A 26,614-nucleotide genomic window follows, 5' to 3' on the forward strand; every position below is an offset into this window, starting at 1 on the left:
CCGGGGCATGTCATGCTGGGATACGGATCTTGGTGTGAGTCGGGAGAGAGTGCGGCGGTGTGAGGGCAGCGGGACGCGCGGTGCGGGCACGACTGCGGGACCGGATCGCGGCGTCCGACCCCGGACTGCTGCGGTTGACGGCCGGGCTGCGGACGGTCGGCGCGATCGCGCTGACGCTGGCCGTGCTCTCCCTGCTCGGCGCCGACGTGCACATTCTGGTGGCGGGGGCCATTGCGGCGATGGTCGCCACCTTCGCCATCCGGGAGAAGCAGCTCGGGGCTCAGGCCGTGACCCTGGCTCTGGGGCTTCCGGTGGCCCTGGCCTCGGTTTCCCTCGGGGCTGTGCTCAACACGCGGGTCGTGGTCGGTGACGCCTTCTTCGTCGTCCTGATCTTCTGCGCGGTCTACGGCCGCCGGTTCGGCGACCGGGGCACCGCGCTGGGGCTGATCGGCTTCCAGGTCTACTTCCTGTCGCTGTTCGTCGGCGCCACCGTCGACACGCTGCCCGAACTGTGCGGTGCCATGGCGATGGCGTTCTGCTCCAGTGCCCTGATGCGCTTCGCGGTCGTGCCCGCGACTCCCGCGGGCGTGCTGCTGCGCCTGCGCCTGGCCTTCCGCGCCCGGCTGGCCCAGCTGGTGTCCGCGCAGCTCGAACTTTTCGACGCCCCCGCTGAGGAGATGGACAAGGCGCTGAAGGCCCTGCGCGACGGCACCGCGCGGCTGCACGAGACGGCCATGATGATCCAGGGACAGCTGGAGGAGGGCACCCCGGACGAGTCGGCGGCCCGGCTCGTGCAGCGCCGGATCGCCGACGCCGAGATCGCCGCCGAGCGGCTCGGCCTGCTGCTGCTGACCGCCCGCACCGCCGAACGGGCGGACACTCTGACCCTGCACCTGCCGGGCGCGCCCGCACCGGCGATCGCCGGTCCGGACATGCCGGACGAGGCCGGCGCCACGCTCCGCCGCGATCTGCTGGCGCTGCACACCCTGGTGCTGCGGGCGGGCAGCGGCGACACGGGCACCGGGCTGGCCCATGTACGCAACCGGCTCCTCGGCTACCGGGACGAGGAGAACCTGCCGCCGGCGTCGGCGGCCCTCCAGGACGTCTTCCGCGGCATCGGCGAGTCGGTCCGCTCCGTGCTCGGGCTGCGGATCGCGCTGGACGGCCCCCAGGACGAGTCGGACGACTCCCCGGCGACGGCCCGTTCCCGCGAGGAACTGGACGCCGAGGACGCCGCGATCGACGGCGGCGGCGAGGAGGCCGAGCAGGAGGAGCAGACCGGACTGCGGCGGCCCACCACCCGTGCGGCCGTGCAGGTCGCCGTCGGCTCGTCGCTGGCCATCGTGGGCGGCGAGCTGCTGTCCACGCAGCGCTGGTACTGGGCGGTGCTGACGTGCTGGATCGTCTTCATCAACACGTCGTCGACGGGCGAGATCCTGGTCAAGGGGTACCGGCGGCTGCTGGGGACGGTGTTCGGCGTCGTGGCCGGCATCGTGCTGGCGGGCCTGGTCGGCAACCACACCTGGACGGCGTTCGCCCTGGTCCTGGTGCTGATCTTCGCGATGTTCTACTCGGCGCCGCTGTCGTACACGCTGATGTCGTTCTTCGTCACCGCGATGCTGGGGCTGCTGTACACGCTGCTGCACACCTACAGCCTCGATGTGCTCGTGCTGCGGATCGAGGAGACGGCGCTCGGTGCCGCGTGCGGGGTGGTGGCGGCGGCCCTGGTCCTGCCGGTGCAGACGGACCGCCGTACGAACGAACTGCTCGGCACCGTGCTGGAGCGGCTGGCCGAGGTCACCGAGGCCGCGGTCGGCCAGCTCAGCGGCGGGCCGGCGGACGAACTGCTGGACAAGGCGCGCGACCTCGACCAGGCGCTGGCCGACCTGCGGGCCGCGACGCAGCCGCTGATGCATCCGGTCACCCCGCTGCGGACCCGGCGCCACACGGCCCGGTACGTGGTGGCGCTGCTGGAGACGTGCGCGTACCACGCGCGGACGCTGGCCGCGACGGCCGAGCTGCTGCCCACGCACCCCTCGATCGCGGCGGACCCGCGACTGCGCGGGGCCGCCGGGCGCACGGTGCGCAACATCGGGGTCATCGCGGCCCGGGTCGCCGACGAGCACGCGGGCGCGCAGGTCGAGACCGGGCCGAGCATCGCCTCCCTGCTGGGATCCGACGCCGGCACACCACGCTACGGCCGCATCACCGACCGCGTGCTGCGGCATCTGGAGCGGCTGGACGAGGCCGTGGTGGGCCTCGCCCGGCCGCTGGGCGTGCCGGTGGCGGCGCCCAAGGCGTGACCCGCCGACGGGCTGACGGCCGCCGTCAGAAGTCCGTGGGCAGTCCGCTCACCTCGGCGATGCCCCGCAGTTCCTCGGTCTGCTTGTGCCGGTCCCGGATGTAGTCGGCTATCTCGCCGAGGCGGATCGGATCGGACGCGGTGGTGGCGTCCGTGACGATCCTGACCGGGCCGGTGTCGTCGACGTGGAGTTCGACCACTTCGTTGTCCAGGCGGCCGGTGACGGCGGTGGCGATGACGAGGGCCACCTCGTCACGCACCTCCTGGGGGAGTTCGTCGTCGGGCCCGGAGTCGAGCGCGAAGTCGAGGCTGGACAGGCGTTCCTCTTCGATCGCCTCGAGGACCGGTTCCACCGCGCGCATCAGAAGGCGGTAGTCCTCCGTGTCCATCCGGATGCGCAGGAGGTCCAGGTACACGTCCACGGGCCGGCCGTCGCCATGCGGAATCTCGGAATCGCTCATTCGCTCCGTGTTCCCCACCAGACGCGGCTCAGACGCGTCGCCACCGGGCCATGGCGAACGAGAAGACTCCGAAGAGCACCAGCCCGGCCGCGACGCACACCAGCAGCCAGGGGCCGAGGGGGGTGTCGGCGAGGGTGCGCAGGGTGTCGTCGAGACCCTTGGCCTTGTCGGGTTCGTAGTCGATGGCGGCGCGGACGGCGAAGATCCCCGCCACCGCGAACACCAGCCCGCGGGCGGCGCCGCCGACGACACCGGTGACGTCCACGAGCTGCCGCGTCCGCCGGCTCATCTGTCCCAGCCGGAGCTTGTCGTGGTACTTGCGCAGCACCGCGCGTACGGCGATCCAGCCCCCGGCGCCGACGATCACGAGGCCCGCGGCACCGACCAGCCACTGGCCGGCGGGAATCTCCAGGGCCCTGGCCGTGGCGTCCCGGGACTGCTGGTCGCTGGATCCGCCGCTCTGGTGGCGGCTGGCCGCGAACGACAGCACCGAGTAGGCGACGAAGACGTAGAAGGCGAAGCGGGCCGTCGCCATCAGCCGCTTGCGGGCGCTGCGGCCGTCCTTGCCGACCGAGCCGAAGAGCGCCTCGGACAGCCGCCACAGGGCCATGCCGACGAGCCCGATGCCCAGCGCCCACAGCAGCACCGCGCCGAACGGCTTCTGCGCCAGTTCCTGCAGCGCTCCCCCGCGATCGGCCTGCCGGCCGGTGTCGCCGAAGGCGATCTGCAGGGCCAGCGCTCCGACGAGCAGATAGATCACGCCCCGGGCGGCGAAACCCGCCCGTGCCGCCCCCTCGGTCACCGAACCCCGGGCCATCCGCCGGGCCCGGAACCGACCGCTCTGTGCCATCGCACTCGTGTTCATGTCGACCTCCCGGCAGTGCGGATGCCCCGGGTCGGCGTTCACACACCCTGCACAACGACCGGACCAGCGGATTCCGGTTCCGCGCCGGGTACTGTCTCCACAGCCGTACGGCGGCGCCCCTCCCGTGACGGGCTCAGGATCGCCGGAACCTCGAACCACGGCCGGCGCGGCCGAGGGTGTGCAGGTGCTCCAAGGCGTCCAGGACCACCGTGCGGTCGTGCCAGGCGAGCCAGCGGCCGGCCTGGCCGCCCACGGTGTCGAGGGCCTTGGTCTGGGCGGTCGTCAGTCCGTCCATGGGCCGGTCCATGTGGGCCGAGACCATGCCGACGCACAGCCCCGACTCCGTCGTCAGCGGGACGCTGTGGCAGGCCCTGCTGCCGGCCGCGAGAATGGCCCGCCGGGCCGGTTCGGTGAACACCGGATCGCTCTCCACGTCACGCACGGTGACCTGGGCGACGTCCCGGGCGGCCTGGGCGCAGGACGTGCCGTCCTCGCCGACGTGGGCGAAGAAGTCGACGAAGTCGGCCGTGAGACCGGTGTGCTGCTCGATGCGCAGCCCTCCCCGGGCCGGATCGGTGAGCTGCACGTTGCCCATGTCGGTGCCGGTCACCGTCAGGGTGGACCGCAGCACGGCCTTCAGGACGGCGCCGCGGCTGCCGGACCCGGACCGGTGCGCCTGGGTGAAGGTCAGCTCGGGCTCCGGCCCGCGGACGCGCCGCGGGAACCACAGGGCGTCCGGCCCGTCGGGGCGCGGTGCGGTCACCAGGACTCCGGCCAGGGTGTGCAGTTTGACGTTGTGGCGCTGGGACGCCCGCTGCATCAGCGCGAAGGCGCTCTCCCCGTCCGGGAGCGCGTACCGCTCCTGCAGGATGCCCTGCGCCTGCGAGATCAGCGGGCGCACCCGGGCCCGGGCCCGCAGATCGCGCAGCTCGGCGCGCAGGCGCTCCAGCTCGCCGTCGTCGGCGGCTGCCGCTCGCCCCGCTGTGGACATGGAACTCCTAGGGTGTCGTCGTCATGACGCGCAGGGGCCCGGCCGCGGCTTGTGCCGTCGGCCGGGCCCCTGCGCGCTTCGTCACCCCCGGTGTCAGGGGCACGCGGGGATCAGGCGGGCTCCGTGGCCGGCATGCGCGGTACGGCCATCGGCGCGACGGGTTCGCGTGCCGGTGCGGGTCCGGCCGCGAGCCACTGGTGGGCGGCCTCCAGGGCGCGCTTGACGTCCCGGGTGCCGGTGGACACGCACAGCGTGTACGCCAGGTCGTGTGCCCGGGGGTTCAGCTCCGCCGGTCCGCGGGCGGCCTCGGCGGCCGCCAGGGCCTCGTACTCGTCGACGAGTCGGCGCAGTACGGCGGGGTGGGGCCTCAGCATGGTCGTTCGCTCCTCGTGGGGTCGGATGGTCAGGCAGTCGTGGAGGTGCCGCCGTTCCCCCGGTTGCCCGTCCGCTGCCCCAGGACCTCGTCGCGCACGCGGGCGCAGCTGCGGCTGATGAGGCGGGAGACGTGCATCTGGGAGATGCCGAGGTGGTCGGCGATACGGCTCTGGGTCATGTCCTCGAAGAAGCGCATGTAGAGGATGGCCCGTTCGCGTTCCGGCAGCCGGCGCAGGCCTTCCTTGGCGGACTCGCGGTCCACGACGACGTCGTAGGACGAGTCGGCCGCGCCGAGGGTGTCGGCGAGGCTGTAGCCGTCGTCGTCGGCCGAGAGCTCGGCGTCCAGCGACAGGGTGCTGAAGCTGTCCAGGGCTTCGAGCCCGGCGTTGACCTCTTCCTCGCTGAGGCCGGTGTGGGTGGCGAGGTCCGCCACGGAGGGCTCGGGGCTGCCCGGGTTCTGGGTGAGTTCACGGCGTGCCACCCGCACCTTGTTGCGCAGCTCCTGCACACGGCGGGGGACCCGCAGGGCCCACATGCGGTCCCTGAAGTGCCGCTTGACCTCGCCGGTGATGGTGGGGACGGCGTAACTCTCAAAGGCACCCCGGCTCGGGTCGAACCGGTCGATGGCCTTGACCAGGCCCAGTGCGGCGACCTGCCGGAGATCCTCGATCGACTCACCGCGGTCGCGGAAGCGGCCGGCGATGCGGTGAGCCATGGGCAGCCACAGGGTGACCAGTTCGTCGCGGACGGCCTCCCGCTCGGGGCCTTCCTCCAGCTCCGCCATCCGGGCGAAGAGGGCGGCGGTGTCGGGGGCGTCGTCGTGACGCCGCCGGGAAGCGGTGGTCGTCGATTCGGGCGTGCCGGGACGATGGGTGGGCGTTTCGATGAGCATGCGGATTCGCTCCTGAACGGTGGTTTCAGGGACTGACCGCGGGAGGGACGCTGCCCGGATCGCCTGGAGGGCCATCCGGGGCAGTCATACCGCTCCCGCTGGCGCGCCTCCGGTCCGAAGCACGAAACTGCGTCTGCCCTGACCCCGGTGGAACAAACTCCGCTTTGCAGTGCAATCTGTCGAGTGCGGCTCACGGGCGTTCAAGACAGGGGGACGACAGCGGTGATGCACTTGCCCCCGGCGGGCAGGTCCGACACCCGGACGTCGCGGGCGAGCCGGCAGACGATGGGCCAGCCGTGGCCGCCGTGCCGCAGCCGGCCGTGCGGATCGGTGCGTGGCGCGGTCACGGGCAGCGCGTCACTGCGGTCGCTCACCGAGACGCGCACCCCGGGGCCGTCGACGTCCACCTGGAAGTCGGTGACGCCGCCGCCGTGGAGGATCGCGTTGGTGGTGAGTTCCGAGGCGACGAGCAGTGCGTCGGACAGGGCGTCCGTGTCGCACGGGGTATGGGTGGCCCGGCAGCGTTCGGCCACGGCCCGCTCCACCGCCCGGCGCGCCTCGGCGGGTTTGCACGGCCGGGCCCGGTGGGCGCCGGGCGGCTCGAACACTGAATCGATCATGTGCTCCTCGCACATTCTGCAGCTCCCTGAAAGCACGGACGGAAAAACGGGTCCGGACCGCGTTCCGAGGCCGCCCGCACGGGCCTGCCCGGGGTCCGCGGACCCACTGCTTGCCTCGACCTGCCGCGACATCCGGGGGCGCACCGCGCGAGCGCCGCGGTCTTACCCTTCGGCTCACCTCTCCCCGCACCTGCAAACCTCCGCTCCCGCCGGAAGACCCGAAAACACCCCGGACGGACATGACTCGATGTCATCTCTGGCCTCTGGACGGGTAGGCGGTGTGCATGACCGATGTGGTGGATTCCGACGAGCTGTTGCGGCGTATCCAGCGTGCGAGGGAGTGCGCGGTGCAGGAGGAACGGACCTGGCGGACCAGGAGCGAGGAGCTGGACGCGACGGACCCGCAGGGGGCTCGGGACGCGACCGTGCGGCGGATGTCGTACGAGGCGGTGCTGCGGGTGCTGGACGAGATCGTGGCCCCGGGCAAACACGCCCCGGGGAGCTGACCGGGCGCAGGTGGGCGCCGCAGAGGACCTGGCCGCAGCCGACCGGGCGCAGGCGGGTGCCGCTGAGGACCTATCCGGATTGCGAGCGCACACGCCGGGAACCCGGTGCGCATGACAGTCGACCACACTCGAGCACCGGTTCTGGGGCCCTGGAGCTGGAGACGGTCCGTGTGCTCGCGCGGTGGCTCCCCGGCGTGAAACAGGTCACGCCACCCGGTCCAGGGGGCGCACTCACCGCCCAGATGGTTTATCGTTCATTCATGTGGTGACGGAGTCGACCCCTCGTCCTCCGTGCGCCACCGCTTACGGCCCTGGCTGGTCTCCCCCGTCCAGCCAGGGCTTTTTCATGCCCGGACGGTCCGTCGCAAGAAGTCACGTACGCCGAGGTGCCCACGGCCCCGGCAGCGGCTGAAATGGCTTTAGGGACAGCACCGCAGTCGACCGCCCGGCGAGGAGCTCCGCATGACCAAAGCGATCAAACTCCTGACCGCCCTGCCTCCGCCCCAGCGGCAGCGTCTCATGGCCCTCGCCCGGGAGGCGTCCTTCCCGGAGGACGCCCGGATCTTCGAGGCGGACGGCAGGGCCGACCGCTTCTGGGTCATCCGCTCGGGCGCCGTCTCGCTGGACCAGCAGGTGAACTCCCTGCAGCGGGTGACCGTCGCCAGCCTCGGCGCGGGCGACCTGCTCGGCTGGTCCTGGCTGTTCCCGCCGTACACCTGGGACTTCGGCGCGGTGGCGTTCAGCCCGGTGCGGGCCTACGAGTTCGACGCCCAGGCCGTGCTGGAGCTGTGCGAGGAGGACCCGGAGCTGGGGATGATGCTGGTGCGCAACGTCGCCGAGGTGCTCGCGCACCGGCTGGAGATGACCCGGGGCAAGCTGATGGAGCAGTACACACTCCACCGGCGTGGAGCCCTGTGAGGCTTCAGACGCGGTAGCGCCGCAGCGCCGGCACGGCTGCGGCCAGCACCAGCATCACCGCGACGACCATGAGTCCGCCGCCCGCGACGGCGGCGCGGGGTCCGAAGGCGGATCCCGCGGTGCCGTGCAGCACGTCGGCGAGGCGCGGGCCGCCCGCCACGACGACGGTGAAGACGCCCTGCATGCGCCCGCGCATCTCAGGTGATCAGCAGCAGCTTGCGCCGGTCCATGGTGTCGGCGATCGCCCCACCCCACAGCGCGAACACGATCAGGGGCACGAGCCCGGCCAGGCTCGCGGCGCCCACCCATGCCGAGGAGCCGGTGATGTCGTAGATCTGCTTGGGGACGGCGACCGCGGTGAGCTGACTGCCGACGGCCGTGACGATGGTCGAGCCCCACAGCCGCCGGTAGGCGGGGCGGCGCAGGGGGCGGGTGTCCATGGCCCAGCGCCGCCGGCCGCGCCGCCGGGGTGGCTTGAGACCGGGCTCCCGCTCTTCGGTCGTGCTCTCGCTCGCGTCCACGCGCCGCTTCCTCGATGCTCGCTACATCTTTCCGGGCGGGGATCACTATCGCACCCGTCGCGGCGGGGCCGGCGGCCGGTCTCAGCTTCCGGTGATCAGCACGGCACCCAGCACGATCATGGTGGCGGCGACCAGTCCGTCCAGGACGCGCCAGGCCGCGGGCCTGGCGAGGAACCGGCCGAGCATCCGGGCGCCGAACCCGAGGGCGGTGAACCAGCACAGGCTGGCCAGCACCGCGCCGAGGCCGAACGTCCAGCGCAGGGCGCCGTGGTCGGCGGCGACGGAGCCCAGCAGGAACACGGTGTCGAGGTAGACGTGGGGATTCAGCCAGGTCATCGCCAGGCAGGTGAGCACGGCCCGGCGCACCGATCCGGCCGCCTCCCCCTCCGCCCGCAGCGCGTCGCCGCCGGGCCGGAACACCCGGCGCGCGGCCAGGGCTCCGTAGACGAGCAGGAACGCGCCGCCGATCCAGGCGACCGCGGTCATCGCGCCCGGCCACCGCACCACCACCGCTCCGACCCCGCCGACCCCGAGTGCGATGAGCGCCGCGTCCGACAGGGCGCAGATGGCGACCACGGCGAGGACGGCCTGACGGCGGATGCCCTGACGCAGGACGAAGGCGTTCTGGGCTCCGATGGCGACGATGAGGGACAGGCCGGTGCCGAAACCGGCGGCGCCCGCGGTGAAGGTGCTGGTCATGGCGTCGACGCTACGGACGCACCGGTCTGGGGTCCAGCTAAGGATTCTTACGTATCATTAGCAGGCGTGATGATGACGGATCTCCCGCTGGATCAGGTGCGGACCCTGCTCGCCGTCGTGGACGAGGGCACGTTCGACGCGGCGGCGGCCGCGCTGCATGTGACGCCGTCGGCGATCAGCCAGCGGGTGAAGGCGCTGGAGCAGCGCACGGGCCGGGTCCTGCTGCTGCGGACGAAGCCGGTGCGGCCGACCGAGTCGGGCGAGGTACTGGTGCGGCTGGCCCGCCAGGTGGCGCGGCTGGAGCACGACGCGTACGCGGAGCTCGGACTGAGCGGCGACGGGGAGCCCACGCGGGTGTCCGTCGCGGTGAACGCGGACTCGCTGGCCACCTGGTTCCTGCCCGTCCTCTCGCGCGTTCCGGAGGAGCTTCGGCTCTGCTTCGAGCTGCGCCGCGAGGACGAGGACCACACGGCGGCCCTGCTGCGGGAAGGCACGGTGATGGCGGCGGTGACCTCGTCACCGGATCCCGTGCCGGGCTGCTCGGTCCGGTCGCTCGGGCGGATGCGCTACCTCCCCGTGGCCGCACCGGGCTTCGCCGCGCGCCACCTCGGCGGACCCCTGACGGAGGCGCTCGCGGAAGTGCCCGTGGTGGTCTTCGACCGGCGCGACGACTTCCAGGACGGCTTCGTCCGGCGGCTCACGCGGGGGCGGAGCGGCGCGAGCGCCCTGCGGCACTACGTGCCGACCTCGGAGGGCTTCGCCGAGGCCGTGGCCGCCGGGCTCGGCTGGGGTCTGGTGCCGGAGCCCCAGGCGGATCCGCTGCTGGGCGACGGCCGGCTCGTCGGCATCGCCCCGGGCCGCACGGTCGACGTGCCGCTGTACTGGCAGCAGTGGAAGCTCGACTCGCCCGCGCTGGCGCAGGTCGCGGACACGGTGACGGCGACCGCGGCACAGGCGCTGCGGCCCTGACGTCTCATGCGTCGTTGACGGCCTCCAGCCGGGCCGCCGCGCTGTCCAGCAGCATCTCCAGAGCCGCCGGATAGGCGCTGGTGAGCATGCGGGTCGCGAGCAGGGGCGCCGCCTCGGCGATGCGCGGGTGGGTCGTGGCGGGCAGGCGGGCGTACGTCGAGCGCCACATGTCCTCGTCGGCGTGCAGCGAGTCGCTCGGCAGGGCCAGGGAGGCGGCGTCCAGGGCGGCGAAGGCCAGGGTCTGGTCGATGAACGCGTGGTAGATGCGCACGGTGTCGGGCAGCGGGAAACCGGCCGTGCGCAGGACGTCCAGGACGGCCTCGTCTGCGGCCAGCTCGTGGGCCCGGCCCGTGACGCGGTTCGTGGTCAGCAGGGCCGCCTGCGGATGGGCGAGATACGCGGCGTGGATGCGCAGCCCGAAGGACCTGAGGTCCGCCCGCCACTCCCCCGTGGGCCGCCAGCCCTGAAGGGCCTGGCCGATGAGCGCGTCGCCCATGGCGAGGGTCAGGTCGTCCATGCCCCGGAAGTAGCGGTAGAGCGTGCTCGGGTCGGCGTCCAGGGCGAGACCCAGCCGGCGGGCGGTCAGTCCCGCGCTGCCGTGTTCGCGCAGCATGCGCAGCGCGGTCTCGACGATCAGTTCCTCGGACAGCACGGTGCCGCTCTTGGTGGGCCTGCGCCGGCGGCGTTTCTCCTCGGGCACCACGGGCTTGGGCACGGCTGCCTCCCTCCCCGGGGACCGGCCCCGGTCCTTATGCCAACGCCATTGACCTTATGGCAAGGGGCGGCGTTGTATCTCCACAAGAGCGCGTCGCGTTCTTCGCACATAGGGAGTTTCTGTCATGCGTGTACTGCTCGTGGGTGCCGGTGGTGTGGGCGGGGCGATCACCCGGATCGCGGCCCGGCGGCCGTTCTTCGAGGCCATGGTGGTGGCCGACTACGACCCGGCTCGGGCCGAGGCGGCGGTCGCGGCGCTGGCGGGCGACCCGCGGTTCACCGCCGAGCAGGTGGACGCGGGCGACGAGGCGGCGGTGACCCGCCTGCTGGCCTGGCACCGCTGCGACGTCCTCCTCAACGCCACCGACCCCCGCTTCGTGATGCCGCTGTTCCGCGCCGCCCGCGCCGCGGGCGCCACCTATCTCGACATGGCGATGTCGCTGTCCCGCCCGCACGCCGAGCGGCCCTATGAGGAGTGCGGGGTCAAGCTCGGCGACGAACAGTTCGCGCAGGCGGCCGACTGGGAGAAGGAGGGGCTGCTGGCCCTCGTCGGCATGGGCGTGGAGCCGGGCCTGTCGGACGTGTTCGCGCGGCACGCCGCCGACGAACTCTTCGACGAGATCGAGGAGATCGGCATCCGCGACGGCGCGAACCTGACCGTCGACGGCTACGACTTCGCGCCCTCCTTCAGCATCTGGACCACCATCGAGGAGTGCCTCAACCCGCCGGTCGTCTACGAGACGGGCAAGGGCTGGTTCACCACCGAGCCCTTCAGCGAGCCCGAGGTCTTCGACTTCCCCGAGGGCATCGGCCCGGTCGAGTGCGTGAACGTGGAGCACGAGGAAGTGCTGCTCGTCCCGCGCTGGGTCGACGCCCGCCGGGTGACCTTCAAGTACGGCCTGGGCCGGGAGTTCGTCGAGACGCTGAAGACGCTGCACCTGCTGGGCCTGGACCGCACCGACCCGGTGACGGTGCCCGGGCCGGACGGGCCGGTGGCGGTCTCGCCCCGGGACGTGGTCGCCGCGTGTCTGCCCGACCCGGCGACGCTCGGCGAGCGGATGCACGGCAAGACGTGCGCGGGCACCTGGGTGCGGGGCGTGAAGGACGGCGAGCCCCGCGAGGTGTACCTCTACCACGTGGTCGACAACCAGTGGTCCATGACGGAGTACGGCTCCCAGGCCGTGGTGTGGCAGACGGCGGTCAACCCCGTGGTCGCGCTCGAACTCCTCGCGACGGGCACCTGGTCCGGTGCGGGCGTCCTCGGCCCGGAGGCCTTCCCCGCGCGGCCCTTCCTGGACCTGCTGACGGCCTATGGCTCCCCCTGGGGCATGCGGGAGCAATGAAGGACTGTCCGGGAACGCCCTGTTTCACCAACCATCGACAGGTGACTCGAAGAGGAGTAAGCATCCGAGAGAGCACGTTTCTACTGCGATGCAGGTGACTTCGATGGACAACTGGCGAGACCACGCTGCCTGTCGGCACGAGGACCCCGAGCTCTTCTTCCCGATCGGTACCTCCGGCCCGGCTCTGCTCCAGACCGAGCAGGCCAAGGGGGTGTGCCGACGGCGCTGCCCGGTGCAGGAGCAGTGTCTGCAATGGGCCCTGGACACAGGTCAGTCCATCGGCGTGTGGGGCGGGACGAGCGAGAACGAACGGCGTGCGCTGAAGCGCCGCACGGCCGCCCGCCGCCGCTCCGGCTGACACCGGCCACCACCCCTGGGGACTCAGCTGCGCCGCAGCGGTCCCCAGGGGTTCTCCTGCCGGGTCACCTCCGCCTTCGCCTCGTCGATGACCTTCTGGTCGATCCGGCGCAGCGGGTGGACGTCGGTGACCAGCGGTTCGTTGTCGGGGCCGCGAGCTGCCTCCGTGCGGCAGATGGGCGTAGTCGTGCAGGCGGCGGGCCACCCACACGCGGACCGGCCGGTCCTCCCACCACTCCTCGACGCCGAGCGGGCTGGCGGACAGCCCCGGCAGGGAGACACCCGTCAGATCATCGGTGCTGGACACCTCGCCAAGATCGATCTCCGGTCCGCGCGACCAGCGGACGTACAAGCCCCGGTGGTGTTCCACGAGCTCGGCGAGTTCGTCGAGTGTGCGCACGAGCCGCAGGTCGTCGGGGGCACTCATGTCATGACCTCCTTCCTCGGCGTGGTCAGGCGACGGAGTGCCCGCCCGGCACGGGTGGAACCGGCCGTTCGGCTCCGGGCGGTGCGGACGGCCGGCCGGGGTTAGGCTCGCGGCACCCCGGGCCGCCGAGGAGAGGAGCCGACCATGAGCGTGCGCGTGCGCCGTGTCTACGATCCTGCCGAGCCGGAGGACGGGGTGCGGGTCCTGGTCGACCGGCTGTGGCCGCGCGGGCTGGCGAAGGACGCGGCTCGGGTGGACGAGTGGCCGAAGGCGATCACTCCGTCGACGGAGCTGCGGCGCTGGTACCACGCGGGCGAGGGCTCCTACGAGGAGTTCGCCGAGCGATACGAGGCGGAACTCGCCGCCGACGAGGCCGCCGAGGCCCTCGACGGCGTGCGTGCGCTGCTCCGCGAGGGGGACGTGACGCTGCTGACCGCTTCGAAGACACCGCACGAGAGCCACGCGACGGTACTGGCCCGCCTCCTCCGGACGTGAGACGGGCCGTCCGGCGAGGTCAGGCGGTCTGCTTGGCCGCCGCCCGGCCCGCCGCCCGCCCCGAGAAGAGGCAGCCGCCTAGGAAGGTGCCCTCCAGGGCGTTGTAGCCGTGGACACCGCCGCCGCCGAATCCGGCGACCTCCCCTGCCGCGTACAGCCCCTCGACCGGTTTGCCGTCGGTTCCGAGGGCGCGGGAGTCGAGGTCGGTCTGGATGCCGCCGAGCGTCTTGCGGGTGAGGATGTGCAGCTTGACGCCGATCAGCGGCCCGGCCGCCGGGTCGAGGATGCGGTGCGGGGTGGCGACCCGGCCCAGGCGGTCACCGATGTAGCGGCGGGCGTTGCGGATGCCCTGCACCTGGGCGTCCTTGGCGTAGGGGTTGGCGATCTGGAGGTCGCGGGCCTCGATCTGGCGCTTGATCCCGGCCGCGTCGAGGAGCGGCTTGTCGGTGAGTTCGTTCATCTTCGCGACGAGCTGCTCGACGGTGGACGCGGTCACGAAGTCGGCGCCCTTGCGCAGGAACGCGTCGACCGGCCCGGGCGCGCCCTTGCCGAGGATGCGTTCCTTGAGGAATCCTGCGCGGTCCTTGGCGGTGATGTCGGGGTTCTGCTCGGAGCCCGACAGGGCGAACTCCTTCTCGATGATCTTCTGCGAGAGGATGAACCACGAGTGGTCGTACCCGGCGATGTCCTCGGTGGTGCGCAGGTGCTTCAGGGTGCCGAGGGTGTCGTAGCCGGGCAGGAAGGGCCCGGGCAGGCGGCGGCCGAGGGCGTCGAACCACATCGAGGACGGTCCGGGCAGGATGCGGATGCCGTGGCCGGGCCAGATCGGGTCCCAGTTCTGCAGGCCCTCCGTGTAGTGCCACATGCGGTCGCGGTTGACCAGCCGGACGCCCGCCTCCGCGCTGATGTCGAGCATCCGCCCGTCCACGTAGGCGGGGACGCCGGTGACCATCTCGCGCGGCGGGGTGCCGAGGCGTTCGGGCCAGTAGCGGCGGACGATGTCGTGGTTCGCGCCGATGCCGCCGCTGGTGACGATGACGGCCTGGGCGGTGAGTTCGAACGCGCCGACCGCGTCGCGGCTGGAGGCCACACCCCGGGGTGCGGGGTCCTCGGCCAGGACCGTGCCACGCACGCCCCGGGCGGTGCCGCCCTCGACGACGAGCGCGTCGACGCGGTGACGGTGGTGGAAGGTGAGCAGGCCGTCGCGGGCGGCCTGTTTGGCGTAGCGCACGAACGGTTCGACGACGCCGGTGCCCGTGCCCCAGGCGACGTGGAAGCGGGGCACGGAGTTGCCGTGCCCGTGTGCCGTGAGGTCGCCGCGCTCGGCCCAGCCGACGGTGGGCAGGAACGTGATGCCGTGCCCGTCGAGCCAGGACCGCTTCTCCCCCGCGGCGAACTCGACGTAGGCGCGGGCCCAGCGCACGGCCCAGGAGTCCTCGTCCTCCAGCCGGTCGAAGCCCGCGCTGCCGCGCCAGTCGCTCCAGGCGAGGTCGAAGGAGTCCTTGATGCCCAGACGCCGCTGTTCGGGCGAGCCGACGAGGAACAGCCCGCCGAAGGACCAGAAGGCCTGGCCGCCGAGGTTGCCCGCGTTCTCCTGGTCGACGAGGGCGACCCGTCGGCCCTTGCTGGTCAGCTCGTGCGCCGCGACCAGACCGGCGAGACCCGCTCCGACGACGATGACATCGGCATCCATGGCGACCGTTCCCTTCTTCAGTTCTTCGAGTGGGCAGGGGTGCCGCTGCCATCGGTCAGCAGGGCCGTGAGCAGTTGCTTCAGCCAGGCGCGGGCGTGCTCCACGTCCCGGTCCAGCAGCAGTTGCGTGGTGACGCCGTCGTACGCGGCGACCACGGCACGGGCGGCGCCGTCGGTGTCGCCCAGTACGGCGGGCAGCGCGGTGTGCCCGCGGGCCCGGCCGAGCCGGTCGGCGATCGCCTGCCGCAGCCGCGCGCGGTGTTCGAGCAGGCCTCGTGCGACCTCGGGGTCGCGGGCGGCGTGCACCAGGAAGTCCGCCTTCACCAGGAGCCAGTCACGGTCGAGGAGCAGCACGTCGGTGACGCGGTCCACGGCGGCGGGCACGTCGAGGTCGGGCCCGTCGAGGGCGAGGGCGCCGGACACCTGCTCGGCGATCAGGTCGGCCCGCCGGCGGTAGAGGGCGAAGAACAGCTCGTCGAGGCTGGAGAAGTTGGAGTAGAAGGCGCCTCTGCTGTAGCCGGCGGCCTCGCAGACCTCCTCGATCGAGACGTGCCCGAAGCCTTTGGCCGCGAAGACGGCGAACGCGGCCTCAAGGAGGTTGGCGCGGGTGTGGACCCGGCGCCTCGTCACGCGCCCGGCGCTTCCCTCGACAGCCATGCCCGGCCCCCCTTTCGATACATGACTGTATTGGATACATCGATGTATCGAAAGGCCGAGTTCCCATGGAACACATATTCGATTCGGAGGTACGCTGGGTGGCATGCACCTCCAGGGCTCCCTCTTCGACCAGGCCGACGAGCTGCACCTCGGCCCTCTGGACGGGGTCAGCCGCACCCACCTCGGCTTCGGCGCCTGGCTCGACGTGCTGCCCGGGTGGCTCAACGGCTCGGACGTGCTGTTCGAACACCTGGCGGCCGAGGTTCCATGGCGGGCGGAGCGGCGCAAGATGTACGACAACGTGGTCGACGTCCCCCGTCTGCTCGCCTTCTACGGCGTGGACGACCGGCTGCCGCACCCGGTGCTGACGGAGGCGCGGGAGGCCCTCAGCACCCATTACGGCGAGGAGCTGGGCGAACCGTTCACCACGGCCGGGCTGTGCTACTACCGTGACGGCCGCGACAGTGTGGCCTGGCACGGCGACCGGATCGGGCGCGGTGCGCGCGAGGACACGATGGTCGCGATCCTGTCGGTCGGAGCGCCCCGGGACCTGCTGCTGCGCCCTGCCGGGGGCGGCCGGGACACCGTCCGCCGTCCGCTGGGCCATGGCGACCTCGTCGTGATGGGCGGCTCCTGTCAGCGCACCTGGGAGCACGCGATCCCCAAGAGCGCCCGGGCGACGGAACCACGCATCAGCATCCAGTTCCGCCCGCACGGCGTGCGCTGAGCGGACCGAACGCCCCTGCCGTACGGCTCCGTTGTGGCCGACCCGGTGATTCCGCCCGCCGCGGGATCTGCTCTTCTTCTCCCGTCGGGCCGGTAGCGGGACCACACGGGGCGGGCGAACATGCGGGCGGACGTACACCACGTCGCGGACGGCACCTATCTGGTGCACGGCTCCAGCACGAACTGGGTGATCCTCACCGAGGGGGACGCCGTCACACTGGTCGACACCGGCTACCCCGGTGACCGGGAACAGGTCCTGGCCTCCCTCGCCGAGGTGGGCAGTTCCCCGGAGGCCGTCGTTGCCGTGCTGATCACGCACGCCCACAACGACCACCTGGGCAACGCCGAGTACCTGCGCGCCGCCTACGGTACGCCCGTCCACCTGCACGAGGCCGAAGCGCCGCACGCGCGCCGGGAGTTCCTCCACCAGGTGACCATCGGCACAGTGCTGAAGAACGGCTGGCGGCCGGGGGTGCTGCCGTGGGCGGTGCACGCGCTGCGCTCCGGCGGCACGACGCGCAACCCGGTCACGGCCCCCGAGCCGTTCCCGCGAGCCGGCGCCCTGGACCTGCCCGGGCGGCCGGTACCGGTGCACACACCCGGCCACACCGACGGGCACTGCGCCTACCACCTGCCCGGCACCGGCGTGCTGATCTCCGGGGACGCCCTGGTCAGCGGGCACCCCACCTCGCGGGTCGAGGGGCCGCAGCTGCTGCCGGACATGTTCCACCACGAGCGGCCGCGCGCTCTGGCCTCCCTGGACGTCCTGGCGGAGCTGGAGGGCGAACTGCTGCTCCCCGGGCACGGGCCGGTGCACCGGGGGCCGGTGCGGGACGCCGCTCTCCGGGCCCGGGACCGCGCCCTCTAATCTGATGTGACGATCAGCGGCGAGACAAGGACACCCGACCCATGGCACTGCAGATCAGCGCGACCAATCCGGAGCACCCCGCGCTCCTGTTGGAACTGCCGTGGGACGTGCCCCTGGAGGACTGGCCGGAGGAGTACCTGGTACCGCTGCCGCGCGGCATCTCCCGGCACGTGGTGCGCTACTCCCGGGCGGGCGACGAGGTGATCGCCGTCAAGGAGCTCGCCGAGCGCCCGGCGCTGCGCGAGTACGACATGCTGCGCGACCTGGACCGGCTCGGTATCCCGTCGGTGGACCCGCTGGCCGTGGTCACGGGCCGCACCGACGCGAGCGGGGCCCCGCTGGAGAGCGTCCTGGTCACCCGGCACCTGGGCGGTTCGATGCCGTACCGCTCGATGTTCGAGACGACCATGCGCCCGGCCACCATGCACCGGCTGATGGACGCGCTCGCCGTGCTCCTGGTGCGGCTGCACCTGGCCGGGTTCGCCTGGGGCGACTGCTCGCTGTCGAACACCCTCTTCCGGCGCGACGCGGGCGCCTACGCCGCCTACCTGGTCGACGCCGAGACCGGTGATCTGCATCCGCAGCTCAGCTCCGGGCAGCGGGACTACGACCTCGACCTCGCCCGCGTGAACATCAGCGGGGAACTCCTGGACCTGGAGGCGTCGGGGGCACTGCATCCGTCCGTCGACCCGATCGAGTTCGGCATGGAGATCTGCGCCCGCTACCGCGGACTGTGGGACGAACTGACCCGGGCCTCCGTCTACCCGGCCGGCAAGTACCACTACATAGAACGCCGCATCCGCCGCCTGAACGACCTCGGCTTCGACGTCGCCGAGATGCAGATCGAGCACGCCTCGAACGGCGACACGGTCAGCTTCGTGCCCAAGGTCGTCGACGCCGGCCACCACCAGCGGCAGCTCCTGCGCCTGACCGGGCTGGACACGGAGGAGAACCAGGCCCGTCGGCTGCTGAACGACCTGGAGAGCTGGATGGCGACCCAGGACGACTACGCGCCGGGCGATCCCCTGGGAGCCCGCCCCGAGGTCCTGGCCCACCGCTGGGTGCGGGAGGTGTTCCGGCCGACCGTGCGGGCCGTACCGCTCGAACTGCGCGGTGCGATGGACCCGGCCGAGATCTACCACCAGCTCCTCGAACACCGCTGGTACCTGTCCGAGCGGGCCCAGCACGACATCGGCCTCGACGCGGTGGTCCAGGACTACATCCGGAACATCCTGCCCACGGCCCGCAAGACGCTGCAGCCGACGGCGGAGTGAGAGGCCGCGGCCTCACCCGTGCGGCACCACCGCGACCGGGCAGTCCGCGTGGTGCAGCATTCCGTGGGCCACCGAGCCGATGCGGGCCCCGACGGCCGTGCGGTGAACCCGGCGGCCGACGACCATCAGCTGGGCCGTCCCGGCCACCGACAGCAGCACCTGGCTCGCGCTGCCCATCTCCACGTGCTCTTCGACCGGCACGCCGGGGAAGCGCTCCCGCCAGGGCCGGACCGCGGCGGCCAGGCTCTTCTTCTCGTACGGCTCCAGGCCGCCGGCCTCGTCGAGGAGCTTCAGCGAGCCCGGGCTGTAGGCGAAGACGGGCGGCAGGTTCCAGGCCCGCACGACCCGTACGGTCGCCCCGCGCGCGGCGGCCGTCTCGAAGGCGAAGCGCAACGCCTCGGCGCTGTCCTCCGGGTCGCCCTGCTGGCCGACCACGACCTCCCGCCCGGCGGCCTCGGACGAGGGCCGGTCGCCGGCCCGGACGAGCACCACCGGCCGGGTCGCCGCGGCGAGCACCTGCTGGCCGACCGAGCCGAGCAGGAATCCGACGATACGGCCGTGCCCGCGCGAGCCGAGCACCAGCGTCTCGGCGTCGGCCGCGGCGGCCACCAGGGTGTCGGCCACCGCGCCCTCGATGACGTCGGTGGTCACCGCGAGGTCCGGGTGCCGTTCGGTGACCGTCCCGACGGACTCGGTCACGGCGTTGTGCACCCACTCGGCCTGGCTGTCCGCGTCTGTCGCGACCGCGGTCTCCATCAGCTCCGGCGTCTGAATCCGCCAGGCGTGCACCACGCGCAGCGGCCGGTCGCGCCGCGCCGCCTCCCGCGCCGCCCAGGCCAGGGCCGCGAGGCTCTCCTGCGATCCGTCGACCCCTGCGGTGATCGGGCGTGTCATCCGGCTGTCTCCCTCGTCGAAAATCCCTGCGTGCTCATGATCAGTCTTCACTACACTGCCCGCATGTCGCTGGAGTGGGAACAGGTCATGGTGGATTCGGCCGACCCCGAGGCCCTCGGCCGCTGGTGGGCGGAGGCTCTCGGCTGGGTGGTGGTGAACGACGCACCCGACGAGTTCGAGATCCGCCCCGCCCCGGACCGGGTGCCGGGGCTGCTCTTCACCTCGGTGCCGGAGCGTAAGACGATCAAGAACCGTCTCCACCTCGATTTCCGGCCCGACGACCAGGAGGCCGAGGTGGCGCGGCTGCTGGCGCTCGGTGCGCGGCACGCCGACATCGGTCAGGGCGAGCAGTCGTGGGTGACGCTCGCCGACCCGGAGGGCAACGAGTTCTGCGTGCTGGGGGCCTTCCACAGCTGATCCCCGCATCCGGGCGCCCCGCGGCGATCGAACATACGATGGGCGGAGGCCGGCGCGGTGCTCCGGGGCGCCGCGCCGTGAGTCGACCGCCCGGCGTGGGGGACGTATGGCACAGGCCGCCGATTCGGCGCGGACCGTCATCATGACCGTGGACGACGACCCGGGCGTCTCCCGGGCCGTGGCCCGGGACCTGAGGCGGCGCTACGGCGCGTCGTACCGGATCGTGCGGGCGGAGTCCGGCGAGTCCGCGCTGGACGCGCTGCGTGAGCTGAAGCTGCGCGGCGACCTCGTGGCCGTGATCCTGGCCGACTACCGGATGCCGCAGATGAACGGCATCGAGTTCCTCGAACAGGCCCTGGACGTCTACCCGGGCGCGCGGCGCGTGCTGCTGACCGCGTACGCGGACACGAACGCCGCGATCGACGCGATCAACGTCGTCGACCTCGACCACTACCTGCTGAAGCCGTGGGACCCGCCCGAGGAGAAGCTGTACCCGGTCCTCGACGATCTGCTCCAGGCGTGGCGCTCCAGCGACTTCCGGCCCGTGCCCAGCACCAAGGTCGTGGGGCACCGGTGGTCGTCGCGCTCCTCGGACGTGCGGGAGTTCCTGGCCCGCAACCAGGTGCCGTACCGCTGGTACTCCGCCGACGAGCCAGAGGGGCGGCGGCTGCTGGCCGCGGCCGGCGAGGACGGGATGCGGCTGCCGGTGGTGATCACACCGGACGGGACACCGCTGGTCGAGCCGGAGGCCGTCGACCTCGCCGCCCGGGTCGGGCTGGCGACGACCCCGACGGCCGACTTCTACGACCTGGTCGTCATCGGCGGCGGCCCGGCCGGCCTCGGCGCGGCGGTCTACGGCGCCTCCGAGGGGCTGCGGACCGTGCTGGTGGAACGGTCGGCGACCGGCGGGCAGGCCGGGCAGAGCTCCCGCATCGAGAACTACCTGGGCTTCCCCGACGGCGTGTCGGGAGCACAGCTCACCGACCGGGCGCGGCGGCAGGCGGCGAAGTTCGGCGCCGAGATCCTCACAGCGCGTGAGGTGACGGCCCTGGAGGTCAACGGCGCTGCCCGGATCGTGCGGTTCTCCGACGGCTCGGCGGTCGCCGCGCACAGCGTGATCCTGGCGACCGGTGTGTCCTACCGGCAGCTGGCGGCGCCCGGCTGCGAGGACCTGACCGGCTGCGGGGTGTACTACGGGTCGGCCCTGACGGAGGCCCCCGCCTGCCAGGGACAGGACGTGTACATCGTGGGCGGCGCCAACTCGGCCGGGCAGGCGGCGATGTACCTGTCCCGGGGCGCCAAGTCGGTGACGCTGCTGGTGCGCGGCGAGTCGCTGACGGCGTCGATGTCGCACTACCTGATCCAGCAGATCGAGGAGTCGTCCAACATCCGGGTCCGTGCCCGCACGGTCGTCGAGGAGGCGCACGGCGACGGCCGGCTGGAGCGGCTCACCCTGCGGGACGTGGACACCGGCGAGAGGGAACAGGTCGACGCGCAGTGGGTGTTCGTCTTCATCGGCGCCGCCCCGCTGACCGGCTGGCTGGACGGCACGGTGCTGCGGGACGAGCGCGGGTTCATCCTCGCCGGGCCCGACCTGACCGCCGACGGCCGCCCGCCCGAGGGCTGGGAACTGGACCGGCCGCCGTACCACCTGGAGACCAACGTGCCCGGCGTGTTCGTGGCGGGCGACGCCCGCTCCGAGTCCGCGAAGCGGGTCGCATCCGCCGTCGGAGAGGGAGCCATGGCCGTGATGCTCGTCCACCGGTACCTGGAGCAGTCGTGAGCGGGCGGTCGGCGCCGTGCGACCCGCAGGAGATCGGGGCGCTGTTCCTGTTCGAGAAGCTCACGCCGGAGCAGCTCGGCCGGCTGTGCGCCGAGGGACGCGTGGAGCGGTTCGAGCCCGGGCCCGTGTACACCGAGGGCGAGCCCGCCACCTGCTTCTACGTGATGCTCGAAGGCACGGTGGTGCTGTACCGCCGGGTCGGCGGGGACGACGTGGAGGTGACCCGGACCTCCCAGCGCGGGGTGTACGCGGGATCGATGCAGGCGTACCTGGGCGACCGGGTGCGGCAGGTCTACAACAACTCCATGCGCGTCACGGAGCCGACGCGGTTCTTCGTGCTGCCCGCCGACACCTTCGCGGGGATCATGCAGGAGTGGTTCCCGATGGCGGTGCATCTGCTGGAGGGGCTGTTCTTCGGTTCGAAGAGCACGCAGCGGGCCATCGGCCAGCGGGAACGGCTGCTGGCGCTGGGCTCGTTGTCCGCGGGGCTCACGCACGAGCTGAACAACCCGGCCGCGGCGGCCGTGCGGGCGACGGCGACCCTGCGGGAACGGGTCGGCAAGATGCGCCACAAGCTGGCGGTCATCGCGCAGGGTTCGTACTCCCCGGAGGTCATGGCCAACCTGATCGACATCCAGGAGCGCACGGCCGAACGGGTCGCGAAGGCACCGGCGCTGAGTCCGCTGGAGGCCTCCGACCGGGAGGACACCGTGTCCGACTGGCTGGACGACCAGGGCATTCCGGAGGGCTGGCGGATCGCGCCCGCCTTCGTCCAGGCCGGTCTCGACGTCGACTGGCTGGACCAGGTCAAGGCGGCGGTGGACGAGGCCATCCTGCCCAGCGCGATCGGGTGGCTCAACTACACCGTCGAGACCGAGCTGCTGATGGACGAGATCAACGACTCGACCGCCCGGATCTCCCACCTCGTGGACGCGGCGAAGCAGTACTCTCAGCTCGACCGGGCGCCCTTCCGCCACGCCGACGTGCACGAACTCCTCGACTCCACGCTGCTGATGCTGTCGGGCAAGATCGGCAAGCAGATCAAGGTCGTCAAGGACTACGACCGTACGCTGCCGCAGATCCCCGCGTATCCGGCTGAACTCAACCAGGTGTGGACGAACCTCATCGACAACGCGGTCGCGGCGATGAACAGTGCGGGCGGGGAGGGGACGCTGACGGTGCGGACGGCCTCGGACCACGACCGGCTGCTGGTGGAGTTCCGCGACACCGGCATCGGGATCCGGGCGGAGGACCGGGGGCGGATCTTCGATCCCTTCTTCACCACCAAGCCGGTGGGTGAGGGGACCGGGCTCGGGCTCGACATCTCCTGGCGGATCGTGGTCAACAAGCACCACGGGAGCATCCAGGTGGAGTCGGAGCCGGGCGACACGCGTTTCCAGGTACTGCTTCCGCTCACAGCGGTCGAGGAGGAGTCGGCATGAGTGCGGAGAACGGAATCGACCCGGGTGCCGCGCCGAGCGGCAGTGGCTGCGCGGAGTGCGAGGCGGCGGGCGGGTGGTGGTTCCATCTGCGGCGGTGTGCGCAGTGCGGGCACGTGGGGTGCTGTGACAGTTCACCGGCGAAGCACGCGACGGGGCATTTCCGGGAGACGGGGCATCCGTTCGTGCAGAGCTTCGAGCCGGGTGAGGCCTGGTACTGGAACTACGAGACGAACGAGTTGTACGAGGGCGGGCCCGAGCTGGCCGAGCCGGTGAGTCATCCGGCCGACCAGCCCGCGCCGGGGCCGGCGGGGCGGGTGCCCGGTGACTGGGCGAAGATTCTGCGCGCCTAGGAGATCGATGCTTTCCGACGCACGGCGGCCGCACCTCGTGAGTGGTCGATCGCGCCCACGCGGCGAGGCCGCACCATGTCAAAGCCCCGCGCCCCTGAAAGAAAGTTGGTTCCGTGCAGCAGGCGTCATCGGCCACGCCCGTCGTCGGACGGGATGCCGAACTCACGCGGCTCTCCGGTGTACTGGAGCGTGCGCGCGGCGGTGAGGCCAGGGCCGTGCTGATCGCCGGGGACGCCGGCGTCGGCAAGACCCGGGTGCTCGACGAGGTCGGCGGGTTGGCTGCCGCGACGGGCATGACGGTGGTCACCGGGCACTGTGTGGATCTCGGTGACGTCGGGCTGCCGTATCTGCCGTTCACCGAGATCCTGGGGGTGCTGGCCGCCGATGAGCGGTTCTCGGGTGCCCTGGCCGCGTATCCCGTGGTCGAGCGGCTGCTGGGGGCCGGATCCGATGCCGTGCGGGACGTGGACGGGCGGTTGCGGCTGTTCGAGGGGATGGCGGGGCTGCTGGCCGATGTGGCGGAGGTCGCGCCGCTGTTGCTCGTGCTGGAGGATCTGCACTGGGCCGACCAGTCCTCGCGGGATCTGCTGAGGTTCCTGCTCGGCCGGGGCGTGCTCCGGCACCGGCTGGCGGTGTTCGCCTCGTACCGGGCCGACGACCTGCACCGCAGGCATCCGCTGCGGCCCCTGCTGGCGGAGCTGATACGGCTGCCCGTCGTCGAGCGGCTGGAGCTGCGGCCGCTGGCCGACCCCGATGTGGACCGGCTGGTGCGCGCCCTGGAGCCGAGGCCCCTGCCGGAGGCGACGGTGCGGCGGATCGTGGAGCGGGCCGAAGGGAACGCGTTCTACGCCGAGGAGTTGCTGGCCGCCACCGACACGGAGTCCGGTGGGGTGCCCAGCGGGCTCGCCGATGTGCTGCTGATCCGTTTCGAGCAGCTGTCCGAGACCGCGCAGCAGGTGCTGCGGACCGCCGCCGTTGCCGGACGCCGGGTGGATCACGATCTGCTGAGGGAGGCGGCCGGGCTGCCGGAGACGGAGCTGGAGGCGGCACTGCGTGCTGCGGTGGGGCGGCAACTGCTCGTCGCCGGGGACGACGACACGTACTCCTTCCGGCACGCCCTCGCCCGCGAAGCCGTCTACGCCGATCTGCTGCCCGGGGAGCGGGCCAGGCTGCACGGCGCGTTCGCGCGGCTGCTCGCCGGGCGCGGGCATCGCCCCGAGAGTGCCGCCGAGCGCGCGCACCACTACCGGGAGAGCCACGACCTGGCCGAGGCGCTGGCCGCTTCGCTGGAGGCCGCCGATCACGCCCAGCAGGTCGGTGCGCCGGCCGAGGAGCAGCGGCATCTCGAAACGGCCCTCGACCTGTGGCCGGCCGTCGGAGCCGAGGCCCGTCCCTCGGGCGGGGGTGTCGACCGGGTGACGCTGACCCTGCGGGCCTCCGCGGCGGCCGCGCACGCCGGGGAGCTGCACCGCGCGGTCTCCCTCACCCGGTCCGCGCTGGCGGAGCTCGGCCAGGACACCGACTCCGAACTCGCCGCCCGGGTCCGCTACACGCTCGCCGGTGACCTGCTGCGGGTGGACAGTCTGACGGCGGCGTTCGCCTACAGCAGCGAGGCCCTGGCGATGATCCCCGAGGAGCCGCCGTCGCACACGTGGGTGTGGGCGGCGGCCACGCACGTCCTGGCCGCACGGCACGTCGGGGAGAACGAGACCGCGCTGAAGGTCGCCCGCCGGGCCCTGGGAGTGGCGGAGCGGCTGCGGGTGACCGACGCCCAGGCGGACCTGCTGATCTCGCTGGCCGTTTTCGACGGCGAGGGGCGGAGCGGCCCTGAGGGCCGTCAGCGGCTGCTCAAGGCCCGGGAACTGGCCCGGAGTTCGGGCAACGCGCCCGTCGAGCTGCGGGCCCTGTTCAACCTGGCCATGGGCTGCTACGAGTCCGGTGCCCTGGCGGAGTGCGTGCCCTTCCTGACGGAGGGCCTGGACCGGGCCCGGCGCGCCGGGTTGCTGTCGTCGCCGTATCCGCTGGAGATGCGCTACCTGCGGCTGCTGGTGCTCAACGTGCTGGGCCGCTGGGACGAGTGTGTGCGCGCGGCGGCGGCCGACGCCGAGGTGCTGCCGGCCGCCGGCGGGTACACGATGGGCCCCGCGCTGTTCGTGACCCTCGCGCGGGGCGACGTCGCGGCGGCCGACCGGGCGCGTGTCCTGCTGCAGGGGCCGTTCGACTGGATGGCCGCCCTGGTGGCGGGCATCGTGCTCACCGACGCCGCGGCGCTGCGCGGTGATCCGGAGGAAGCGGTGCGGTGGATGCGGTCCACGGTCACGGCGCTCACCGACGAGACGGGCGCCCGTCCCGATGTGACGGTCCGGCTCGCCGCCCTGGCGCTGGCGGCGGTGGCCGACGCGGCGGCCGGGCTGCGGCTGGCCGGGGACGAGGCCGGGGCGCGCCACTGGACGGACACCGCGTCGGAACTGGTGGAACTGGCCCGGGTCACGGCCGGCCGGGGTGAGAACGGCGCCGCCCAGGGCCCCGAGGGGCAGGCGTGGCTGGCGCGGGCCGAGGCGGAGTGGGTCCGGGCCCGGTCGGGGCCGGACGTGGCGGCCTGGGCGGCGGCGGTGACCGCGTTCGGCTACGGCGACGTCTACGAGCGGGCGCGGTGTCGGCTGCGGTACGCCGAGGCCCTGGTGGCGGCCGGGCATCGCGAGGAGGCCGCGGCCGAGGCCCGGGCGGTCCGGGAGACCGCGGACCTCTTGGGCGCCACGCCCCTGCGGGGCCGGGTGGACACCCTGATCCGTCGTGGCCGGCTGTCGGACAGACCCGGCGGCGACGGCGGGGCGGCCGTGCTCACCGCGCGCGAACAGGACGTGCTGCGACTGCTCGCGCTGGGCCGCAGCAACCGTCAGATCGGCGAGGAGCTGTTCATCAGCGGCAAGACCGCGAGCGTCCACGTCTCCAACATCCTCGCCAAGCTGGGCGCGTCGAGCCGCGGCGAGGCCGTGGCGATCGCCTACCGCGAGGGCCTGATCGCCCCGGAGCCGTCGGCGTCCGGCTGACCGGTC

27 protein-coding genes and 2 pseudogenes are annotated in these 26,614 nt (G+C 72.4%); 15 read left to right on the forward strand and 14 right to left on the reverse strand.

Annotation, left to right across the window (positions count from 1 at the left end; all coding sequences use genetic code 11):
• Positions 1 to 59 precede the first annotated feature (59 nt).
• Positions 60 to 2,303: an FUSC family protein gene (locus A4E84_RS02195; protein WP_062924907.1), complete on the forward strand. Its 2,244-nt coding sequence runs from the start codon at positions 60 to 62 to the stop codon at positions 2,301 to 2,303.
• A gap of 25 nt (positions 2,304 to 2,328) precedes the next feature.
• Here the strand turns inward: A4E84_RS02195 and A4E84_RS02200 are convergent, their stop codons facing one another.
• From A4E84_RS02200 to A4E84_RS02225, 6 genes are all read right to left on the reverse strand, one after another.
• Positions 2,329 to 2,763 (reverse strand): hypothetical protein, encoded by a 435-nt coding sequence (locus A4E84_RS02200; protein WP_062924908.1) that lies wholly within the window; start codon positions 2,761 to 2,763, stop codon positions 2,329 to 2,331.
• Between the two features lie 28 nt (positions 2,764 to 2,791).
• Positions 2,792 to 3,628, reverse strand: a complete 837-nt coding sequence (locus tag A4E84_RS02205) for a DUF1206 domain-containing protein (protein ID WP_062931242.1) — start codon at positions 3,626 to 3,628, stop codon at positions 2,792 to 2,794.
• A 133-nt stretch (positions 3,629 to 3,761) separates the two neighbouring features.
• Positions 3,762 to 4,619, reverse strand: coding sequence for an ANTAR domain-containing protein (locus A4E84_RS02210; protein ID WP_062924909.1), 858 nt, complete (start codon positions 4,617 to 4,619; stop codon positions 3,762 to 3,764).
• 110 nt (positions 4,620 to 4,729) lie between these two features.
• Entirely contained in the window at positions 4,730 to 4,993 is a 264-nt protein-coding gene (locus tag A4E84_RS02215) for a DUF5133 domain-containing protein (protein WP_062924910.1), read from the reverse strand.
• 29 nt (positions 4,994 to 5,022) lie between these two features.
• Positions 5,023 to 5,886, reverse strand: coding sequence for an RNA polymerase sigma factor SigF (locus tag A4E84_RS02220; protein WP_062924911.1), 864 nt, complete (start codon positions 5,884 to 5,886; stop codon positions 5,023 to 5,025).
• A gap of 200 nt (positions 5,887 to 6,086) precedes the next feature.
• Positions 6,087 to 6,521, reverse strand: a complete 435-nt coding sequence (locus tag A4E84_RS02225; RefSeq protein WP_062924912.1) for an ATP-binding protein — start codon at positions 6,519 to 6,521, stop codon at positions 6,087 to 6,089.
• A 269-nt stretch (positions 6,522 to 6,790) separates the two neighbouring features.
• On the opposite strand from A4E84_RS02225, the gene A4E84_RS02230 reads away from it, so the two are divergent.
• Entirely contained in the window at positions 6,791 to 7,012 is a 222-nt protein-coding gene (locus A4E84_RS02230) for a hypothetical protein (RefSeq protein ID WP_062931243.1), read from the forward strand.
• A 462-nt stretch (positions 7,013 to 7,474) separates the two neighbouring features.
• The gene (locus tag A4E84_RS02235; RefSeq protein ID WP_062924913.1) at positions 7,475 to 7,930 is read left to right on the forward strand and encodes a cyclic nucleotide-binding domain-containing protein; all 456 of its coding nucleotides are present in this window, start codon (positions 7,475 to 7,477) and stop codon (positions 7,928 to 7,930) included.
• A 4-nt stretch (positions 7,931 to 7,934) separates the two neighbouring features.
• Here A4E84_RS02235 and A4E84_RS45620 read toward each other — a convergent pair whose 3' ends face one another.
• From A4E84_RS45620 to A4E84_RS02250, 3 genes and pseudogenes are all read right to left on the reverse strand, one after another.
• Entirely contained in the window at positions 7,935 to 8,126 is a 192-nt protein-coding gene (locus tag A4E84_RS45620; protein ID WP_062924914.1) for a hypothetical protein, read from the reverse strand.
• A 4-nt stretch (positions 8,127 to 8,130) separates the two neighbouring features.
• Positions 8,131 to 8,451: pseudogene (locus A4E84_RS45625) on the reverse strand (MFS transporter); the annotation flags it as partial.
• An 81-nt stretch (positions 8,452 to 8,532) separates the two neighbouring features.
• Positions 8,533 to 9,150 (reverse strand): LysE/ArgO family amino acid transporter, encoded by a 618-nt coding sequence (locus A4E84_RS02250; protein WP_062924916.1) that lies wholly within the window; start codon positions 9,148 to 9,150, stop codon positions 8,533 to 8,535.
• Positions 9,151 to 9,219: 69 nt separating this feature from the next.
• Here A4E84_RS02250 and A4E84_RS02255 point away from each other — a divergent pair, with 69 nt between their 5' ends.
• A complete protein-coding gene (locus A4E84_RS02255) occupies positions 9,220 to 10,119 on the forward strand; it encodes a LysR family transcriptional regulator ArgP (RefSeq protein WP_062924917.1) in 900 nt (299 codons plus the stop codon).
• A gap of 4 nt (positions 10,120 to 10,123) precedes the next feature.
• On the opposite strand, the gene A4E84_RS02260 is transcribed toward A4E84_RS02255, so the two are convergent.
• A complete protein-coding gene (locus tag A4E84_RS02260; RefSeq protein WP_062924918.1) occupies positions 10,124 to 10,834 on the reverse strand; it encodes a TetR/AcrR family transcriptional regulator in 711 nt (236 codons plus the stop codon).
• Between the two features lie 124 nt (positions 10,835 to 10,958).
• Between A4E84_RS02260 and A4E84_RS02265 the strand changes: the two genes are divergently transcribed.
• Complete coding sequence (locus A4E84_RS02265) at positions 10,959 to 12,176, forward strand: saccharopine dehydrogenase family protein (RefSeq protein ID WP_062924919.1); 1,218 nt, start codon at positions 10,959 to 10,961, stop codon at positions 12,174 to 12,176.
• Positions 12,177 to 12,279: 103 nt separating this feature from the next.
• Complete coding sequence (locus A4E84_RS02270; RefSeq protein WP_062931244.1) at positions 12,280 to 12,534, forward strand: WhiB family transcriptional regulator; 255 nt, start codon at positions 12,280 to 12,282, stop codon at positions 12,532 to 12,534.
• Positions 12,535 to 12,557: 23 nt separating this feature from the next.
• Here the strand turns inward: A4E84_RS02270 and A4E84_RS44030 are convergent.
• Positions 12,558 to 12,960 (reverse strand): annotated as a pseudogene (locus A4E84_RS44030) (DUF6098 family protein).
• Between the two features lie 144 nt (positions 12,961 to 13,104).
• On the opposite strand from A4E84_RS44030, the gene A4E84_RS02280 reads away from it, so the two are divergent.
• Positions 13,105 to 13,455 (forward strand): DUF488 domain-containing protein, encoded by a 351-nt coding sequence (locus A4E84_RS02280; protein WP_062924921.1) that lies wholly within the window; start codon positions 13,105 to 13,107, stop codon positions 13,453 to 13,455.
• Positions 13,456 to 13,474: 19 nt separating this feature from the next.
• Here A4E84_RS02280 and A4E84_RS02285 read toward each other — a convergent pair whose 3' ends face one another.
• Positions 13,475 to 15,148 carry an FAD-binding dehydrogenase gene (locus tag A4E84_RS02285; protein WP_062924922.1) on the reverse strand — a complete coding sequence of 558 codons (1,674 nt, stop codon included), beginning with the start codon at positions 15,146 to 15,148 and terminating at the stop codon, positions 13,475 to 13,477.
• A 17-nt stretch (positions 15,149 to 15,165) separates the two neighbouring features.
• Positions 15,166 to 15,804 carry a TetR/AcrR family transcriptional regulator gene (locus tag A4E84_RS02290; protein ID WP_062924923.1) on the reverse strand — a complete coding sequence of 213 codons (639 nt, stop codon included), beginning with the start codon at positions 15,802 to 15,804 and terminating at the stop codon, positions 15,166 to 15,168.
• Positions 15,805 to 15,907: 103 nt separating this feature from the next.
• On the opposite strand from A4E84_RS02290, the gene A4E84_RS02295 reads away from it, so the two are divergent.
• The 3 genes from A4E84_RS02295 to A4E84_RS02305 all read left to right on the forward strand — a co-directional run bounded on the left by A4E84_RS02295 (position 15,908) and on the right by A4E84_RS02305 (position 18,672).
• A complete protein-coding gene (locus tag A4E84_RS02295) occupies positions 15,908 to 16,531 on the forward strand; it encodes an alpha-ketoglutarate-dependent dioxygenase AlkB (protein ID WP_062924924.1) in 624 nt (207 codons plus the stop codon).
• A 120-nt stretch (positions 16,532 to 16,651) separates the two neighbouring features.
• The gene (locus tag A4E84_RS02300) at positions 16,652 to 17,398 is read left to right on the forward strand and encodes an MBL fold metallo-hydrolase (RefSeq protein WP_062924925.1); all 747 of its coding nucleotides are present in this window, start codon (positions 16,652 to 16,654) and stop codon (positions 17,396 to 17,398) included.
• Between the two features lie 41 nt (positions 17,399 to 17,439).
• A complete protein-coding gene (locus tag A4E84_RS02305) occupies positions 17,440 to 18,672 on the forward strand; it encodes a DUF4032 domain-containing protein (protein WP_062924926.1) in 1,233 nt (410 codons plus the stop codon).
• A gap of 12 nt (positions 18,673 to 18,684) precedes the next feature.
• Here A4E84_RS02305 and A4E84_RS02310 read toward each other — a convergent pair whose 3' ends face one another.
• The gene (locus tag A4E84_RS02310) at positions 18,685 to 19,566 is read right to left on the reverse strand and encodes a universal stress protein (protein WP_062924927.1); all 882 of its coding nucleotides are present in this window, start codon (positions 19,564 to 19,566) and stop codon (positions 18,685 to 18,687) included.
• Positions 19,567 to 19,629: 63 nt separating this feature from the next.
• Between A4E84_RS02310 and A4E84_RS02315 the strand changes: the two genes are divergently transcribed.
• The 5 genes from A4E84_RS02315 to A4E84_RS02335 all read left to right on the forward strand — a co-directional run bounded on the left by A4E84_RS02315 (position 19,630) and on the right by A4E84_RS02335 (position 26,608).
• A complete protein-coding gene (locus A4E84_RS02315) occupies positions 19,630 to 19,983 on the forward strand; it encodes a VOC family protein (protein ID WP_062924928.1) in 354 nt (117 codons plus the stop codon).
• A 106-nt stretch (positions 19,984 to 20,089) separates the two neighbouring features.
• Positions 20,090 to 21,766 (forward strand): NAD(P)/FAD-dependent oxidoreductase, encoded by a 1,677-nt coding sequence (locus A4E84_RS02320; protein WP_062924929.1) that lies wholly within the window; start codon positions 20,090 to 20,092, stop codon positions 21,764 to 21,766.
• Complete coding sequence (locus A4E84_RS02325; protein WP_062924930.1) at positions 21,763 to 23,208, forward strand: ATP-binding protein; 1,446 nt, start codon at positions 21,763 to 21,765, stop codon at positions 23,206 to 23,208. Before A4E84_RS02320 ends, A4E84_RS02325 begins: the two co-directional genes overlap by 4 nt.
• Entirely contained in the window at positions 23,205 to 23,558 is a 354-nt protein-coding gene (locus A4E84_RS02330) for a UBP-type zinc finger domain-containing protein (RefSeq protein WP_062924931.1), read from the forward strand. The genes A4E84_RS02325 and A4E84_RS02330 overlap by 4 nt, the downstream gene beginning before the upstream one ends.
• A 113-nt stretch (positions 23,559 to 23,671) precedes the next feature.
• Positions 23,672 to 26,608 carry a helix-turn-helix transcriptional regulator gene (locus A4E84_RS02335; protein WP_062924932.1) on the forward strand — a complete coding sequence of 979 codons (2,937 nt, stop codon included), beginning with the start codon at positions 23,672 to 23,674 and terminating at the stop codon, positions 26,606 to 26,608.
• Positions 26,609 to 26,614: the final 6 nt, after the last annotated feature.

Source organism: Streptomyces qaidamensis (genome assembly GCF_001611795.1).
GTDB classification, from domain to species: Bacteria; Actinomycetota; Actinomycetes; order Streptomycetales; family Streptomycetaceae; genus Streptomyces; species Streptomyces qaidamensis.

What these genes read in the sequence shown, in the direction of transcription:
- A4E84_RS02270 (WP_062931244.1), top strand. Translation starts at nt 12,280, where the DNA reads ATGGACAACTGGCGAGACCACGCTGCCTGTCGGCACGAGGACCCCGAG.
- A4E84_RS02310 (WP_062924927.1), bottom strand. Translation starts at nt 19,566, where the DNA reads ATGACACGCCCGATCACCGCAGGGGTCGACGGATCGCAGGAGAGCCTC.
- A4E84_RS02215 (WP_062924910.1), bottom strand. Translation starts at nt 4,993, where the DNA reads ATGCTGAGGCCCCACCCCGCCGTACTGCGCCGACTCGTCGACGAGTAC.
- A4E84_RS02295 (WP_062924924.1), top strand. Translation starts at nt 15,908, where the DNA reads ATGCACCTCCAGGGCTCCCTCTTCGACCAGGCCGACGAGCTGCACCTC.
- A4E84_RS02330 (WP_062924931.1), top strand. Translation starts at nt 23,205, where the DNA reads ATGAGTGCGGAGAACGGAATCGACCCGGGTGCCGCGCCGAGCGGCAGT.
- A4E84_RS02315 (WP_062924928.1), top strand. Translation starts at nt 19,630, where the DNA reads ATGTCGCTGGAGTGGGAACAGGTCATGGTGGATTCGGCCGACCCCGAG.
- A4E84_RS02255 (WP_062924917.1), top strand. Translation starts at nt 9,220, where the DNA reads ATGATGACGGATCTCCCGCTGGATCAGGTGCGGACCCTGCTCGCCGTC.
- A4E84_RS02235 (WP_062924913.1), top strand. Translation starts at nt 7,475, where the DNA reads ATGACCAAAGCGATCAAACTCCTGACCGCCCTGCCTCCGCCCCAGCGG.
- A4E84_RS02290 (WP_062924923.1), bottom strand. Translation starts at nt 15,804, where the DNA reads ATGGCTGTCGAGGGAAGCGCCGGGCGCGTGACGAGGCGCCGGGTCCAC.
- A4E84_RS02210 (WP_062924909.1), bottom strand. Translation starts at nt 4,619, where the DNA reads ATGTCCACAGCGGGGCGAGCGGCAGCCGCCGACGACGGCGAGCTGGAG.
- A4E84_RS02205 (WP_062931242.1), bottom strand. Translation starts at nt 3,628, where the DNA reads ATGAACACGAGTGCGATGGCACAGAGCGGTCGGTTCCGGGCCCGGCGG.
- A4E84_RS02305 (WP_062924926.1), top strand. Translation starts at nt 17,440, where the DNA reads ATGGCACTGCAGATCAGCGCGACCAATCCGGAGCACCCCGCGCTCCTG.
- A4E84_RS02320 (WP_062924929.1), top strand. Translation starts at nt 20,090, where the DNA reads ATGGCACAGGCCGCCGATTCGGCGCGGACCGTCATCATGACCGTGGAC.
- A4E84_RS02265 (WP_062924919.1), top strand. Translation starts at nt 10,959, where the DNA reads ATGCGTGTACTGCTCGTGGGTGCCGGTGGTGTGGGCGGGGCGATCACC.
- A4E84_RS02220 (WP_062924911.1), bottom strand. Translation starts at nt 5,886, where the DNA reads ATGCTCATCGAAACGCCCACCCATCGTCCCGGCACGCCCGAATCGACG.
- A4E84_RS02280 (WP_062924921.1), top strand. Translation starts at nt 13,105, where the DNA reads ATGAGCGTGCGCGTGCGCCGTGTCTACGATCCTGCCGAGCCGGAGGAC.
- A4E84_RS02200 (WP_062924908.1), bottom strand. Translation starts at nt 2,763, where the DNA reads ATGAGCGATTCCGAGATTCCGCATGGCGACGGCCGGCCCGTGGACGTG.
- A4E84_RS45620 (WP_062924914.1), bottom strand. Translation starts at nt 8,126, where the DNA reads ATGCGCGGGCGCATGCAGGGCGTCTTCACCGTCGTCGTGGCGGGCGGC.
- A4E84_RS02230 (WP_062931243.1), top strand. Translation starts at nt 6,791, where the DNA reads ATGACCGATGTGGTGGATTCCGACGAGCTGTTGCGGCGTATCCAGCGT.
- A4E84_RS02225 (WP_062924912.1), bottom strand. Translation starts at nt 6,521, where the DNA reads ATGTGCGAGGAGCACATGATCGATTCAGTGTTCGAGCCGCCCGGCGCC.
- A4E84_RS02285 (WP_062924922.1), bottom strand. Translation starts at nt 15,148, where the DNA reads ATGGATGCCGATGTCATCGTCGTCGGAGCGGGTCTCGCCGGTCTGGTC.
- A4E84_RS02250 (WP_062924916.1), bottom strand. Translation starts at nt 9,150, where the DNA reads ATGACCAGCACCTTCACCGCGGGCGCCGCCGGTTTCGGCACCGGCCTG.
- A4E84_RS02300 (WP_062924925.1), top strand. Translation starts at nt 16,652, where the DNA reads ATGCGGGCGGACGTACACCACGTCGCGGACGGCACCTATCTGGTGCAC.